Annotated in this window: 15 protein-coding genes; 11 read left to right on the forward strand and 4 right to left on the reverse strand. The window is 75.3% G+C overall.

Going from position 1 to position 13,104, the window contains the following annotated elements:
- Positions 1 to 25 precede the first annotated feature (25 nt).
- On the reverse strand, positions 26 to 1,594 hold the full coding sequence (locus AB3388_RS06345) for an FUSC family protein (RefSeq protein WP_495409915.1): 1,569 nt from the start codon (positions 1,592 to 1,594) through the stop codon (positions 26 to 28).
- 56 nt (positions 1,595 to 1,650) lie between these two features.
- On the opposite strand from AB3388_RS06345, the gene AB3388_RS06350 reads away from it, so the two are divergent.
- A complete protein-coding gene (locus tag AB3388_RS06350; protein ID WP_495409916.1) occupies positions 1,651 to 2,097 on the forward strand; it encodes a nitroreductase family deazaflavin-dependent oxidoreductase in 447 nt (148 codons plus the stop codon).
- A 79-nt stretch (positions 2,098 to 2,176) separates the two neighbouring features.
- Here AB3388_RS06350 and AB3388_RS06355 read toward each other — a convergent pair whose 3' ends face one another.
- On the reverse strand, positions 2,177 to 3,544 hold the full coding sequence (locus AB3388_RS06355; protein ID WP_495409917.1) for an MFS transporter: 1,368 nt from the start codon (positions 3,542 to 3,544) through the stop codon (positions 2,177 to 2,179).
- Positions 3,545 to 3,694: 150 nt separating this feature from the next.
- Entirely contained in the window at positions 3,695 to 4,666 is a 972-nt protein-coding gene (locus AB3388_RS06360; protein WP_495409918.1) for an aldo/keto reductase, read from the reverse strand.
- A 62-nt stretch (positions 4,667 to 4,728) separates the two neighbouring features.
- Between AB3388_RS06360 and AB3388_RS06365 the strand changes: the two genes are divergently transcribed.
- Positions 4,729 to 5,499, forward strand: coding sequence for a helix-turn-helix domain-containing protein (locus AB3388_RS06365; protein ID WP_495409919.1), 771 nt, complete (start codon positions 4,729 to 4,731; stop codon positions 5,497 to 5,499).
- A 22-nt stretch (positions 5,500 to 5,521) separates the two neighbouring features.
- Entirely contained in the window at positions 5,522 to 6,409 is an 888-nt protein-coding gene (locus AB3388_RS06370; RefSeq protein ID WP_495409920.1) for a hypothetical protein, read from the forward strand.
- On the opposite strand, the gene AB3388_RS06375 is transcribed toward AB3388_RS06370, so the two are convergent.
- Positions 6,406 to 7,473 carry a winged helix DNA-binding domain-containing protein gene (locus AB3388_RS06375; protein WP_495409921.1) on the reverse strand — a complete coding sequence of 356 codons (1,068 nt, stop codon included), beginning with the start codon at positions 7,471 to 7,473 and terminating at the stop codon, positions 6,406 to 6,408. The genes AB3388_RS06370 and AB3388_RS06375 overlap by 4 nt on opposite strands.
- Before the next feature lie 123 nt (positions 7,474 to 7,596).
- Between AB3388_RS06375 and AB3388_RS06380 the strand changes: the two genes are divergently transcribed.
- The 8 genes from AB3388_RS06380 to AB3388_RS06415 all read left to right on the forward strand — a co-directional run bounded on the left by AB3388_RS06380 (position 7,597) and on the right by AB3388_RS06415 (position 13,104).
- Entirely contained in the window at positions 7,597 to 8,352 is a 756-nt protein-coding gene (locus AB3388_RS06380; protein WP_495409922.1) for an SDR family NAD(P)-dependent oxidoreductase, read from the forward strand.
- A 265-nt stretch (positions 8,353 to 8,617) separates the two neighbouring features.
- A complete protein-coding gene (locus tag AB3388_RS06385; protein WP_495409923.1) occupies positions 8,618 to 8,824 on the forward strand; it encodes a three-helix bundle dimerization domain-containing protein in 207 nt (68 codons plus the stop codon).
- 32 nt (positions 8,825 to 8,856) lie between these two features.
- On the forward strand, positions 8,857 to 8,979 hold the full coding sequence (locus tag AB3388_RS06390; protein ID WP_495409924.1) for a hypothetical protein: 123 nt from the start codon (positions 8,857 to 8,859) through the stop codon (positions 8,977 to 8,979).
- Between the two features lie 5 nt (positions 8,980 to 8,984).
- Complete coding sequence (locus tag AB3388_RS06395) at positions 8,985 to 9,410, forward strand: DUF1801 domain-containing protein (RefSeq protein ID WP_495409925.1); 426 nt, start codon at positions 8,985 to 8,987, stop codon at positions 9,408 to 9,410.
- A 42-nt stretch (positions 9,411 to 9,452) separates the two neighbouring features.
- The gene (locus tag AB3388_RS06400; protein WP_495409926.1) at positions 9,453 to 9,773 is read left to right on the forward strand and encodes a DMT family transporter; all 321 of its coding nucleotides are present in this window, start codon (positions 9,453 to 9,455) and stop codon (positions 9,771 to 9,773) included.
- Positions 9,773 to 10,939, forward strand: coding sequence for an alanine racemase (locus tag AB3388_RS06405; RefSeq protein ID WP_495409927.1), 1,167 nt, complete (start codon positions 9,773 to 9,775; stop codon positions 10,937 to 10,939). The genes AB3388_RS06400 and AB3388_RS06405 overlap by 1 nt, the downstream gene beginning before the upstream one ends.
- A gap of 32 nt (positions 10,940 to 10,971) precedes the next feature.
- Complete coding sequence (locus tag AB3388_RS06410) at positions 10,972 to 12,591, forward strand: ABC-F family ATP-binding cassette domain-containing protein (RefSeq protein WP_495409928.1); 1,620 nt, start codon at positions 10,972 to 10,974, stop codon at positions 12,589 to 12,591.
- A 138-nt stretch (positions 12,592 to 12,729) separates the two neighbouring features.
- On the forward strand, positions 12,730 to 13,104 hold the full coding sequence (locus AB3388_RS06415) for a hypothetical protein (RefSeq protein WP_495409929.1): 375 nt from the start codon (positions 12,730 to 12,732) through the stop codon (positions 13,102 to 13,104).

Here is a 13,104-nt window from a genome sequence, read left to right on the forward strand (position 1 = left end):
ATCGCGGCCCCGGAAACGCCGGCGCTCAGCCCAGGTCGGCGCGGATGGCGGCGGCCACCCGGTGCGCGACCTGCTCGTCGTCCCGGGCGCGGGCGCCGAGCAGGCCCCAGCCGAGGTCGCCGACACGGCGCGAGCGGCGCAGCCAGACCGACGTCCCGCGGACCGGCGAGAGCTCGGCGCGGGCGGCCGCGGCCACCTCGTGCAGCGTCAGGAGCGCGTCGTGCAGCGCGCGGTCGCTCGCGCCGCCGGGCCCGCCGTCGGCGGCGGCCAGCGCGGACCGGGTCGCCCGGGTCACCGCGGCGGGAAGCCGGCGGCTCGCGGCGCGGGGGAACAGCAGGCTGCCGGCGACCAGCGCCACCACCACCCCGACGACCGTCTCGGCCAGCCGGGTGGTGACCAGCTCGGGCACCGAGCGCGCCGGGTTGCCCACGTGCACCAGCAGCAGCGCGAGCGGCGTGATGGCCGAGACGGCGAGGACGTACTGGTGGACGACGAGCAGCTCGACGGCCATCTGCAGCAGGGCGACCAGCAGGATCGACACCCCGACCGGGAGGTGCAGCGCCAGCAGGCCGGCCGCGATCGCGACCCCGAGGAGGGTTCCGACGGTCCGCTGCGCGGCGCGGGCGCGGGTCTGCCGGACGTCGGTGCCGAGCAGCACCGCGACCGCCGTGGTGGCCGCCCAGTAGGAGCTGGACAGGCCGAGGGCGACGGCAAACAGCCCCGCCGCCGTCGTGGCCAGCCCCAGCCGGAGCACACCCGGCAGCCACGCGACCGCCCACCAGCGCGGCGGCCCGGTCGGCTCGATCACGCGCGGCAGCCGCTGGAGCTCCTCGAGCGGGATGTCGCCGTGCGGCAGCGCGCGGAGGAAGCGCTCCTCGACCTCGTGCAGCCGCCCGGCCAGCTCCTCCCGGCGCCGGGGACCGCCCCGCCGGGAGCCGGAGGCCACGGCCGTGTGCGCGAGGCGGACGGCGTGCGCGACGGCGCCGGGGCGGGTGGTCCGCAGCGCACCGCGCTCGGCCGCGGTCACCGCCGTCTCGGCGACGGCGACCGCCCGGCGCTCCGGGCCGTCGGGGGACCACAGCCACGGCAGCATGCAGACCAGCCACGAGAACAGCGCGCCGGCGGCCGCCGCGAGCAGGTGCGCGGTCAGCTCGCCGGGCGCCGTCCCGAGCGCGCTCGCGCCGCCACCGACCAGGACGGCGCCGAGCGGCCCCGGCGGGCCGATCCGCCACACCGTGGTCGCCGCCGCGGCGGCCGCCGCCAGCAGGCCGAGGATCGGCGCGAGGAGCAGCGGCCGCTGCCCCGCGGACGCGCCGAGCCCGAACGCGGCGACCAGGCCGGTGCCGACGCCGGCGAGCACGACCGCGCGGCGGCGGAACGGCAGCGCGTGCGCGTAGACGGCGGTGAACCCCGCGAGACCGGCCGCCGAACCGAGATCGGGGCGGCCGGCCAGCACGCCCACGGCCAGCGGCAGGGCGACGCAGCACGCCGCCGAGAGGGCCCGTCGTCCCCCCGTGGCCCACAGCGCGCGCGTTCCCGGCAGCGCCGGCCCGAGCACCCGCCGCGTCACGCCGGGTGGGGGAGTCGGGGGCACGCCGGCGATTCTCCCGTCGTCCTGCCGGGGCGCGGCGGCCGACCTAGATTCGGGGCATGCCCTTGGAAGGTGAGTACGAGCCGAGCGCCCAGGACTGGGTCCGCGAGCAGGTGGCGCGCTACGAGGCGACCGGCGGCCGCGAGGCCAACACGCTGCGCGACACCGGCCTGCCGATCGCGATCTTCTGGACCCGCGGCGCCACGTCGGGAAAGGTCCGGAAGAACGCCCTCATGCGGGTCGAGCATGGCGGCGCCTACGCGATGGTCGGGTCGGTGGGCGGCGCCCCGAACGACCCGGCGTGGGTCAGCAACGTCCGCCGGGCGCCCGACCAGGTCACCGTGCAGGACGGCCCGGAGCCCTGGGACGGCGTGGCCCGCGAGCTCTCCGGCGAGGAGCGCGACGTGTGGTGGGAGCGCGCCGTCGCGGCCTACCCGTCCTACGCCGACTACCAGGAGAAGACCGACCGCCTCATCCCGGTCTTCGTCGTCGAGCGAGCGGCCTGAAGAAGGACCCCGCTGCACCCCACCGCTCGCACGCTCGCGGCGGGGCCCTGCAGCGGGGCCTCCGAGGCCGGCCTCGCGGTCACCGGGCCAGCTGCTGCTCCTGGGTCTCGGGCACGTCCTCGACGCTGGCGTGCGGCTTGGGCATGAGCAGCAGCGCGATCATCGAGACGACCGCGCAGCCGACGATGTACCAGGAGATCCCGGTCGAGGACTGCGTCCGCGCGAAGATCGCCGTGGCGATCAGCGGGGCGGGTCCACCGGCGACCACCGACGCGAGCTGGTAGCCCAGCCCGGCGCCGCTGTACCGGACGCCGGTGCCGAAGGTCTCCGAGATCAGCGCCGCCTGCGGGCCGTACATGATGTCGTGCACGGCCAGCGACACCACGATGGCCAGCAGGACGAGCCCGGACTCCTTCGTGTTGAGCAACCCGAAGTACGGGAAGGCGTAGATCCCCACGGCGACGATGCCGACGCCGTAGACCAGCCGCCGCCCGAAGACGTCGGAGAGGTGGCCGAACAGCGGCACGGTGATGAAGCCGATCGCGGCGGCGACCAGGGTGTCGTTGAGCAGGTCGGTGCGCTCGAGGTCGAGGGCCTCCGTGCCGTAGGTCAGCACGAACGTGATGAACAGGTAGAACGGCGCCTGCTCGGCCATCCGGACGAACGCCGACGTGATGATCGCCCGCGGCTGGGTCCTGATGACCTCCCACACCGGCTGCTTCACGACGGCCTTCTGCTCGCGGACCCGCGCGAAGTGCGGCGTCTCGAGCACCGACAGCCGCACGTACAGGCCGACGGCGATGAGGACGACGCTGGCGAGGAAGGGCAGCCGCCAGCCCCAGGACAGGAAGAAGTCCTCGCCGCCGGCCTCCGAGACCAGCCGGACCGCGCCGGTCGAGAGCAGCAGGCCGATCGGGACGCCGAGCTGCGGCAGGCTGGCCATCAACCCGTGCCGCTTGCGCCGTCCCCACTCCATGGACATCAGCACCGAGCCGCCCCACTCGCCACCGACGCCGATGCCCTGCACGATCCGCAGCAGGGTCAGCAGGATCGGCGCCGCGATGCCGATCGTGGCGTAGCCGGGCAGCACGCCCATGAGCGCCGTCGCGGTGCCCATGAGGGCCAGCGTGGTGATCAGCGCGCCCTTGCGGCCCAGCCGGTCGCCGTAGTGGCCGAAGATCGCCGCGCCGATGGGCCGGGCGACGAACCCGACGAACTGCGTCGAGAAGGACAGCAGCGTGCCGGCGAGCACGGACTCGCCCGGGAAGAACACCGTGGGGAAGACCAGCGCCGCCGCGGTGCCGTAGAGGAAGAAGTCGTACCACTCGATCGTCGTCCCGACGGTGCTCGCGACGGCGGCCTTGGTCCGCTGCGAGCGGACGGTCGTGCCCTGCTGGCGGAGCCGGGCCTCGGCCGGGTCGTCGGGGGTGGGGGCGTTCGTCGTCATCAGGAGCTCCTCTCCTGTCGATCGCGATATGCCGTTGTTCACGGTTACTCGCAATCGGTTGCGGCGCAAAACGAACGCACTCCGGCCGAGATGCGCGGTCTCGTGGCTACCCGGCGCTCATGGCCACGAGACCGCGCGTGTCGCAGACGTCTAGAAGCCGACCACCGCGTGCGGGGTGTAGGGCTCCTCGAGCCGGGCGATCTCCTCGTCGGTGAGCCGGACGTCGACGGCGGCCACGGCGTCGTCGAGGTGCGCGTCCTTGGTGACCCCGACGATCGGCGCGGAGATCACCGGCTTGGCCAGCACCCAGGCCAGCGCCACCTGCGCCCGCGGGATGCCGCGTTCCCGCGCGATCTCGGCGACCCGCTCGACGATCGCGCGGTCGCTGCGCTCGTCGTAGAGGGTCTGGCCGAACCGGTCGGTGTCCGAGCGGTTCGTCGTCTCGTCCCAGTCGCGGGTGAGCCGGCCGCGGGCCAGCGGGCTCCACGGGATGACGCCGATGCCCTGGTCGGCGCAGAGGGGGTGCATCTCCCGCTCCTCCTCGCGGTTGAGCAGGTTGTAGTGGTCCTGCATGGAGACGAAGCGGTGCCAGCCGTGCTCGCCGGCGAGGTACAGGGCCTTGCTGAACTGCCAGGCCCACATGGACGAGGCGCCCAGGTAGCGCACCTTGCCCGAGCGGACGGCGGAGTCCAGCGCCTCGAGGGTCTCCTCGATCGGCGTGTGCGGGTCCCAGCGGTGGATCTGGTAGAGGTCGACGTAGTCGGTGCCGAGCCGGCGCAGGCTGTCGTCGAGCTCGCGCAGGATCGCCTTGCGGGAGAGCCCGGCGCCGTTCGGCCCGGGGTGCATCCGGCCGTGCACCTTGGTCGCGAGGACGACGTCCTCGCGGGAGGCGAAGTCGCGGATGGCGCGGCCGGTGATCTCCTCGCTGGAGCCGGCCGAGTAGACGTTCGCGGTGTCGAAGAACGTGATGCCGCTGGTGATCGCCTTCTCGATCAGCCGGCGGCTCTCCTCCTCCGGGAGGCTCCAGGGGTGGGCGCCGCGGTCCGGCTCGCCGAAGCTCATCATCCCCAGGCAGATCCGCGAGACCTCGAGACCGGTGGCGCCCAGGCGCGTGTACTCCATGTGTCCACCCTGGTGCGCCGACGGCCGCGCTGCCACCTCTCGGGCGTGGCAGGCTCGGGTCCGTGGTCGAGGTGCACGGCTACGCCGAGCGCCCGGTCGGCGCAGCGCTGACCGGTCTCGCCACGCGCGTGTGGGCGGTCCGCGGCGACGTGGGCCCGGTCGTGCCCGACGGCTGCACCGACCTGCTCTGGGACGGCGCGCGGCTCTCGGTCGCCGGCCCTGACCGGCGGTGGTGGGTCCCGCCGCGGCCGGCCTCCGGGTTCGTCGTCGGGCTGCGGCTGCCGCCGGGCAGCGGGCCGGCGCTACTCGGGGTCCCGGCCTCGGTGCTGGTCGACCGGCGTCCGCCGCTCGAGGAGCTGTGGGGTCCGCTGGACCGGTGGACCGACGCTCTCGCCGCGGCGCGGCGGCCGGCCGACGCCGCCGCGGTCCTCGAGCGGCTCGCGCTCGACCGGCGAGCGCAGGCGGGGGAGCCCGACGCCGCGGTGCTGGCGGCGGTCGCCGGTGCCCGGCGGTGGCGCGGCCCGGGCCTGGTGCGGGCGCTGAGCCGCTCGACGGGGTTCGGCGAGCGGCAGCTGCTGCGGCGCTTCGAGCTCGCGGTCGGCTACGGGCCCAAGCGGCTGCACCGGGTGCTGCGCTTCCAGCGCTTCCTCGGCCGGCTCGCCGCGTCGCCGGACGCCGACCTCGCCGCGGCCGCCGTCGCGGCCGGGTACGCCGACCAGCCCCACCTGACCCGGGACGCCGTCGAGCTCTCCGGGCGCACCCCGGCGCACCTGCGCGAGCGCGCGCGGCGGCTGCGCGGCGCCGATGTCGGAAACGTGCAAGACGGGGGCTGACCAGGGCGGGAGGCTTGCCCGCATGGACGTCGACCTGCGCGCCGCGACCACCTTCGTCACCGGCTCCGCCCGGCTGCTCGACCGGCGGCGCCTCGACCTGCTGCTCGGGGACGGCGACCCGGGTGCGGTGCTCGCCGCGCTCGACGGCTACGCCAACGCCGACGGCGGCTACGGCTGGGGCCTCGAGCCCGACCTGCGGGCGCCGGAGAGCCAGCCGGCCGGCGCGATGCTCGCGCTCGAGGTGCTCGTCGAGGCCGCCGACCCCGACGAGCCGCGCGCACCGGCCCTGCTCGACTGGCTGCAGCGGGTGACCCTGCCCGACGGCGGGCTGCCGTTCGCCCTGCCGGTGCGGGAGCCGGCGGGCTGCGCGCCGTTCTGGGTGAGCGGGGACCCGACCGCGTCCGCGTTGCAGACCACCAGCCAGGTCGCCGCGCAGGCGCACCGGCTGGCCCGGCTGCGGCCCGACGTCGCGTCGTCCCCGTGGCTGCGCACGGCGAGCGCGTACTGCGCGGCGGCCATCCGCAAGGTCACGGAGCCCCCGCACGCCTACGAGCTGCTGTTCGCGGTGCGCTTCGCCGACGCCGCGGCCGGTGCCGTCCCGGAAGCCGACGAGCTGCTCGAGGTGCTCGGCGGGTTCGTGCCCCCGGACGGCGCGGTGCCGGTGGCCGGCGGCTCGCCGGGGGAGGCGCTGCACCCGCTCGACCTCAGCCCCGAGCCCGACACGCCGTCCCGCCGGCTGTTCGGCGCCGGCGTGGTCGAGGCGGACCTGGCCCGGCTGGCCGCGGCGCAGCAGCCCGATGGGGGCTGGCGGGTCGACTTCGCGTCCTACTCGCCGGCCGCCGCGGTGGACTGGCGCGGCTACGCGACGGTCGAGGCCGTCTCCGTCCTCCGGCGCAACGGGATCGTCTAAGGCAAGGTGGCCGCCCGGGCCGCGATCGCCGTCCGGACGTCGTCGGCGAAGGCGGTGAACGGCTCGGCGGCCGGGGCCCGCTTCGCGCCCTTCCCGTTCCACCGCCAGGTGCCGACGATCCGGCCGTCGCTGACCACGGTCGGCCGGAACATGCCGTTGCCGCCGGGGACGATCCGGTCGGCGAACGCGGCGTCGAGGATCGCGCTGCGGTCGCCGTAGCCCAGCACGAACTCGTCGAACCCGGGCAGCAGGAGGACCCCGCGCGCCGCGCGGCGGGCATCGGCCAGCAGGTCCGGCGTCGCCGGGTCGAGCAGGTGCTCGACGCCGTCGACGTCGAGCGCGGCCAGCTGCGGGCGGACCCGCGTCAGCCCCGCCCGGACGGCGGTGAGGGTCAGGCCGGACCAGCGGGCGAGGTCGGCCACCGTGGCGGGGCCGTGGCCGCGGAAGAACCGCAGCGCGAGCTCGTCCACGGCCTCCTCACCCGCGAGCCGGCGCGGCGCCGCGATCCACTCGTCGGCGAGGACGAACAGCTGCTCGCCGCCCGGTCCGGCGGTCGGCCCCAGGCAGAGCGTGCCGGTCTGGGCGAGGTACCAGAGCAGGTGGTAGCCGCGCTGGCCGGTGGGGGCGACGCCTCCCTTGTCGAAGAGCTCCAGCAGCTGCGCGCGGGTCCGGCGGCCGCCGCCGGTCAGCTCGTCGAGGGCCAGCTCCCGCGCCCGCTCGGTGTCGGCCTCGGTCAGCCCGAGGCCGGCCCGCCGCTTGGCCGCGCCGGCCAGGACGCGGGGGCCGCAGAGGTCCCGCAGCCAGCCGAGGTCCTCGGCGGCGACCAGGTGCAGCGTGCTGCGCATCGGCCATGAGCGCACGACCTCGCCGGCGTCCAGGGCCGCCTCCACGCCGGCGCGGGTGCCGCCCCCGGTGCGCAGCGCGACCGAGGTCAGTGCGCCGGTGTAGTCCTGCGCCTGGACGGCGGTCAGCCACCGGACCGCCCCCGCCGCGCTGGGCAGCGGCGGGCCGGCGAGGCGCTGCGCGACCAGCCGCAGCAGCGCCACCTCGTGCGGCGTCGTCATTCCGCGACTGTGGCAGGCCGGTACGACATCCGGCCGTAATTCCCCGCCGCCGGACCGTGAGGGACGCGCATTCGTGGGTACCGCGTGCCCGAAGGAGGGATGTCGCCCCATGTCGCTGTTCTCGTGACCCGACTCGCCGGCCGCCGCGTCATCGTGACCGGCGGCGCCCGCGGGGTGGGCGCTGCCATCGTTCGTACCTTCGCCGCCGAGGGCGCCCGCGTGGCGCTGCTCGACCGCCGCGCCGAGGAGGCGGCCTCGCTGGCCGGCGCCGTCCGCGGCTGCCGGGCCTGGACCGTCGATCTCGCCGACGTCGACGCCACCCGCGAGGCCATGGACCGCGCGATCGCCTGGCTCGGCGGCCTCGACGTCCTCGTGAACAACGCCGGGATCCTGCGCTTCGGCGCGCTGCTCGACCTCGATCCGGCCGAGTGGGACGAGGTCTTCGGGGTCAACACGCGGGCGATGCTCGTGACCACCCAGATAGCGGCCCGCGCGATGATCGCGTTCCGCACGCCGTCCGACGACTGCGCCGGCAAGATCGTGAACATGGCCGGTGCCGGCGGCCGGACCGGCGGCGCCGGGTACGCCCACTACGCCGCCTCCAAGGCGGCGGTCATCGCGCTCACCCAGGCGTCGGCCCAGGAGCTCGGCCCGCACGGCATCACCGTCAACTGCCTGTGCCCGGGGTTCGTGCGCACCGACATGGGGACGGCGGACCGGACCGTGCAGGACATCGCGGCCTGGTCGGCGCTCTCGCCGCTGGGTCGGCTGGCCGAGCCGGAGGACGTCGCCCGCGCGGCGCTGTTCCTCGCCTCCGACGACTCCGACTTCCTGACCGGTGACGCGCTCAACGTCGCCGGGGGGATGGCCGTGCACTGACCCGACCCGGCGGCCTGCGCGCCGCGGAGCGGGAGTGGGACGCGCCCGCCGGGGCCGGCGGTGGGCCGGCTCGAGCAGGTGCGACGGGGGACGCCGGGGGCGGCGTCGTCCCCGGCACGCTCCCTGTGGGGACGGCGGACGCGTGAGCTGCCGATTGGACCTTGGTCCCTGGCGCCACGCCCGACCCATCGGTCATGGTGTGCAGCCGATACGGAACGGCGCAGACCGCGCGCCGCCCGATGACCCCAACGCGAGAGGACCGCCCATGACCTCGGTCGTCCCCACCGCCGACCCCTCCGTCGACCTGGCCGTCGCCCGGCTGGCCGAGGAGTTCAGCGACACGCTGCGTCCGCAGCTGATCGTGCGGGTGGTGCGGCAGAGCCGGCGGGACCTCGGTGGGTCGCCGGTGGGTGCGATGCCGGAGCTGGTGGAGCGGCTGGCGCGGTACCGGCTGCAGGAGTCGGTCAACTAGGGACGGCGGTTGCCGCTAGCCTGCCGCCCGTGATGGGGATGGGTGGTACCTCGGGCCCGCAGGGTGAGCGGCGGCGGCGGCTGGTCGCCGCGGTCCTCGTGCTCGCCCTCGTCCTGGGCGGGGCCGCCGTCCTCGTGTCAGTGCTCTCGAGATGACCGCGATGGCCGACGACATCGAGGACTGGTTCACCGCCGCCGGGCCCCGCGAGGCGGAGCTGCGCCGGGTCGACGCGCTGGTCATGGCGGCCGCGCCGGGAATCGACCGCCAGCTCGTGCCGGCGGGCAGCGGCCGGATGCTCGGCTACGGCCTCATGCCGTACAAGCCCAGATCGGCGAAGGTCGAGACCCGGACGCCGCTGATCTCCCTGGCCGCGCAGAAGCGGCACCTGTCGCTGTACGTGTTCGCGGTGGTCGACGGCGCCTACCTCGCCGAGGCCCGCGCCGACCGGCTGGGCAGCGTCTCCTGCGGGAAGAGCTGCATCCGGTTCAGCTCGCTGGACAAGGTGGACGCCGAGGAGCTCTCCGCCGTCGTCCGTGACGCGGTGGCGGCGACCGCCGCGGGACGCAACGCCGCCACCTCGGGCTGACCCGCCCGTATCTGGCGCGCGGCCCGGACGCTCCTTCCGGGCATGGTGTTCCTGGCCCTCACGGTGGTGGCCGACGTGGTCGGCGTCGTGCTGCTGGGCGCGGCCCACGGCTTCGACCGGCCGGGTTACCTGATCGGCGGCGTGCTCGCGCTGCTGCTCGGGTTCGTCATGTTCTCGTTCGCGACGCGGACGATCCCGGCCGGCCTGGCCAACGCGGTGTGGGCGGGGGCGAGCATCGTGCTGGTGGTGCTGCTCGGCCGGATCTTCCTGCGCGAGACGATCTCGGCGGCGCAGTACGTGTGCCTGGGGCTCATCCTCGCCGGCACGGTGGGGATCTACCTCCTCGGCCGGACGCCCGCGTGATGGCCACCCTCACCGAGCCGACGTGGGCGGTGCCGACGCCGGCCGAGCTGGGCCGGGAGCTGGCCGCGCTCGACCTGCCGGAGCTCGTGGCACGGCACGGCACGCCGCTGCTGGTGCTGGATCCGGCCCGGCTCGCCGAGCAGTACCGGCTCCTGCGCGCGGCGCTGCCGGACGTGCGGCCGTACTACGCGGTGAAGGCCCTGGCGCATCCGGCGGCACTGGCCGCCCTCCGCGACGACGGTGGCTGCTTCGACGTCGCCTCGCCGCAGGAGGTCGCGCTGGTGAGGGAGCTGGGTGTGGCGCCGGACCGGTGCATCTACACCCACCCGGTCAAGAAGCCGGCCGACGTCGCGGCGGCCGTGCGCGCGGGCATCCGGACGTTCGTCTTCGACGACGAGCGCGAGCTGGACAAGTTCGCCGGTGTCGAGGACCGCGTCGAGCTGCTGCTGCGGCTGCGGTACCGCAACCCCGCGGCGCTGATCGACCTCTCCTACAAGTTCGGCGCCGAGCCCGACGAGGCCCTGGACCTGCTGCGCGCCGCACGCCGGAGGGGCCTGCGGGTGGCGGGGCTGTCGTTCCACCCGGGCAGCCAGCTCAGCAGCGTCGCCCCGCTGGTGGAGGACATCCGGCACGCGGCGATGCTGCTCGACTGCCTGGCGGGGGTGGGCTTCCCCCTGGAGGTCCTCGACATCGGCGGCGGCCTGCCGGTGCCCTACGACAGCGCCGTCCCGCACCTGGACGGCTTCGTCGCCGCGATCGAGGAGGAGATCCGCCCGCTGATCGGCCGGGGGATCCGGGTGATCTCCGAGCCCGGGCGGTTCGTGGCCGCGCCGGCGATGCTGGCGGTGGCCGCCGTGGTGGGGGTGACCCGGCGCGGGGGGACGCCCTGGTACTACCTGGACGACGGCGTGTACGGCAGCTTCTCGAACGTGCTCAGCGACCACGTCCACCCCACGCTCTACGCCTACGGGGCCGCGGGCCGGGAGACGCTCCCCAGCGTCGTGGCCGGGCCGACGTGCGACAGCACGGACGTCATCACGACGGCGGCGGAGCTCCCGGCGCTGGACGCCGGCGAGCTCGTGGTGGCGCCCTTCATGGGGGCCTACACCAGCGTGACGGCCTGCGAGTTCAACGGGATCCCGAAGGCGACGGTGGTGGTCCGCTGAAACCCGTTTGCCCGTGCCGGGAGGATGGCCGGGTGGGTTTCGTCGACGTCTCCGGTGTGCGGCACACCCTGCCCGACGGGCGGGTGCTCCTCGACGACGTCTCGTTCCGGGTGGGGGACGGCGTCCGCGCCGCCCTGGTCGGCGAGAACGGCGCGGGGAAGACGACGCTGCTGCGGATCATCGCCGGCGACCTGACCCCCGAGGCCGGGACGGTGGCCCGCGGCGGCGGCCTCGGCGTGATGCGGCAGTTCATCGGCTCCGTCCGCGACGACACCACGGTGCAGCGGTTCCTCGTCGACCTGTCGCCGCCCGCCGTCCGCGCGGCGTGGGACGCCGTGGAGACCGCCGAGCTGACCCTCATGGAGACCGACGACGAGCCGGCCCAGCTCGCGTACGCGCACGCGCTCGGTGAGTGGGGCGACGCCGGCGGCTACGAGGCAGAGGTCACCTGGGACACCGTCACGGTCGCCGCCCTCGGCGTGCCCTACGAGCGGTGCAAGTACCGGGAGCTGTCCACGCTCTCCGGCGGTGAGCAGAAGCGGCTCGCGCTCGAGGCGCTGCTGCGCGGCCCCGACGAGGTGCTGCTGCTCGACGAGCCGGACAACTACCTCGACGTCCCGGGCAAGCGGTGGCTGGAGGAGCGGCTGCTCGAGACCCGCAAGACCCTGCTGTTCGTCAGCCACGACCGCGAGCTGCTGGCCCGCGTCGCCGACCGGGTGGTCACCGTCGAGGGCGGGACGGCGTGGGTGCACGGCGGCGGGTTCGCCTCGTACCACGACGCGCGGGCCGCCCGGCACGAGCGGCTGGCCGAGCTGCGCCGGCGCTGGGACGAGGAGCACCAGCGGCTGATCGACCTGGTCCGCACGCTGCAGCAGCAGGCGGCCAACTCGCCCGACATGGCGTCCCGCTACTCGGCGGCGCAGACCCGGCTGGCCAAGTTCGAGGCGGCCGGTCCACCGCCGGACCGCCCGCCCGAGCAGAAGGTGGCGATGCGGCTGCGCGGCGGGCGCACCGGCGTCCGGGCGGTCATGGCCGAGCAGCTGGAGCTGACGGGGCTCATGCGGCCGTTCGACCTCGAGGTCTGGTACGGCGACCGGGTCGGCGTCCTCGGGGCCAACGGCGCGGGCAAGTCGCACTTCCTGCGGCTGCTGGCAGGGGACGACGTCGCGCACACCGGCGGCTGGCGGCTGGGGGCCCGCGTCGTCCCCGGGTTCTTCGCCCAGACGCACGCCCATCCCGAGTGGTCCGACCACACGCCGGTCGACCTGCTCTGGCACGGCGAGCCCGGGCGGCCGGGCGTCGACCGCGGCCGGGCGATGGCCGCGCTGCGCCGGTACGGGCTGGCCGAGCAGGGCGATCAGCTGTTCCGCACCCTCTCGGGCGGGCAGCAGGCGCGGTTCCAGATCCTGCTGCTGGAGCTCTCCGGCGCGACGCTGCTGCTGCTCGACGAGCCGACCGACAACCTCGACGTGCTCTCCGCCGAGGCGCTGGAGGAGGCGCTCGCGGCGTTCGACGGCACGGTGCTCGCGGTCACCCACGACCGCTGGTTCGCCCGCTCGTTCGACCGCTTCCTCGTCTTCGGCGCCGACGGGCGGGTGTACGAGTCGGCCGAGCCCGTCTTCGACGAGACCCGGGTCCAGCGCGCCCGCTGACCTCCGCGGCCCAGCCGGTCGAGTGAGCAGTTGCGGTCGCCGACACGCGCCGGCACGCCGGACGGGACGAGCACAGCTGCACAGTCGGTCGGCGTCACGATGCCTTGACTGTCAGGTTCTCCTGACAGATGCTGAGCCATGGACGTCGCGGAGCTGGAGAAGCGGTGCACGCTGACGGCGGCCGTCGCCCGGTTCGAGGAGCTGCGGCTGCGCGACACGCTGGACGAGCCGCCGCTGAACCACGACGAGGCGCTGGAACTGCTGGCGCTCGGTGAGGTCATCGCCCGCAAGAGCGGCTACGGGCGCCAGCTCGCCGTCCGGACGGCGCGGGCCCGCGGGGCCTCGTGGGCGGCGATCGGCACGGCGCTCGGCACCACGCGGCAGTCCGCCTGGGAGGCCCACCGGCGCTGGATCGACCAGCAGGCCGCCCAGCACGGCACCGCCGGCGAGATCGGCTTCGACGCCGACGACGCTGCGGCCGCCCGCTCCCTCGCCGGCGACCGGCCCCGTTGA

The sequence above is a fragment of the Geodermatophilus sp. SMS 5-13 genome, assembly GCF_059428245.1.

What these genes read in the sequence shown, in the direction of transcription:
- AB3388_RS06350 (WP_495409916.1), top strand. Translation starts at nt 1,651, where the DNA reads ATGCCCTTGGAAGGTGAGTACGAGCCGAGCGCCCAGGACTGGGTCCGC.
- AB3388_RS06355 (WP_495409917.1), bottom strand. Translation starts at nt 3,544, where the DNA reads ATGACGACGAACGCCCCCACCCCCGACGACCCGGCCGAGGCCCGGCTC.
- AB3388_RS06360 (WP_495409918.1), bottom strand. Translation starts at nt 4,666, where the DNA reads ATGGAGTACACGCGCCTGGGCGCCACCGGTCTCGAGGTCTCGCGGATC.
- AB3388_RS06370 (WP_495409920.1), top strand. Translation starts at nt 5,522, where the DNA reads ATGGACGTCGACCTGCGCGCCGCGACCACCTTCGTCACCGGCTCCGCC.
- AB3388_RS06375 (WP_495409921.1), bottom strand. Translation starts at nt 7,473, where the DNA reads ATGACGACGCCGCACGAGGTGGCGCTGCTGCGGCTGGTCGCGCAGCGC.
- AB3388_RS06385 (WP_495409923.1), top strand. Translation starts at nt 8,618, where the DNA reads ATGACCTCGGTCGTCCCCACCGCCGACCCCTCCGTCGACCTGGCCGTC.
- AB3388_RS06390 (WP_495409924.1), top strand. Translation starts at nt 8,857, where the DNA reads ATGGGGATGGGTGGTACCTCGGGCCCGCAGGGTGAGCGGCGGCGGCGG.
- AB3388_RS06395 (WP_495409925.1), top strand. Translation starts at nt 8,985, where the DNA reads ATGGCCGACGACATCGAGGACTGGTTCACCGCCGCCGGGCCCCGCGAG.
- AB3388_RS06400 (WP_495409926.1), top strand. Translation starts at nt 9,453, where the DNA reads ATGGTGTTCCTGGCCCTCACGGTGGTGGCCGACGTGGTCGGCGTCGTG.
- AB3388_RS06405 (WP_495409927.1), top strand. Translation starts at nt 9,773, where the DNA reads ATGGCCACCCTCACCGAGCCGACGTGGGCGGTGCCGACGCCGGCCGAG.
- AB3388_RS06415 (WP_495409929.1), top strand. Translation starts at nt 12,730, where the DNA reads ATGGACGTCGCGGAGCTGGAGAAGCGGTGCACGCTGACGGCGGCCGTC.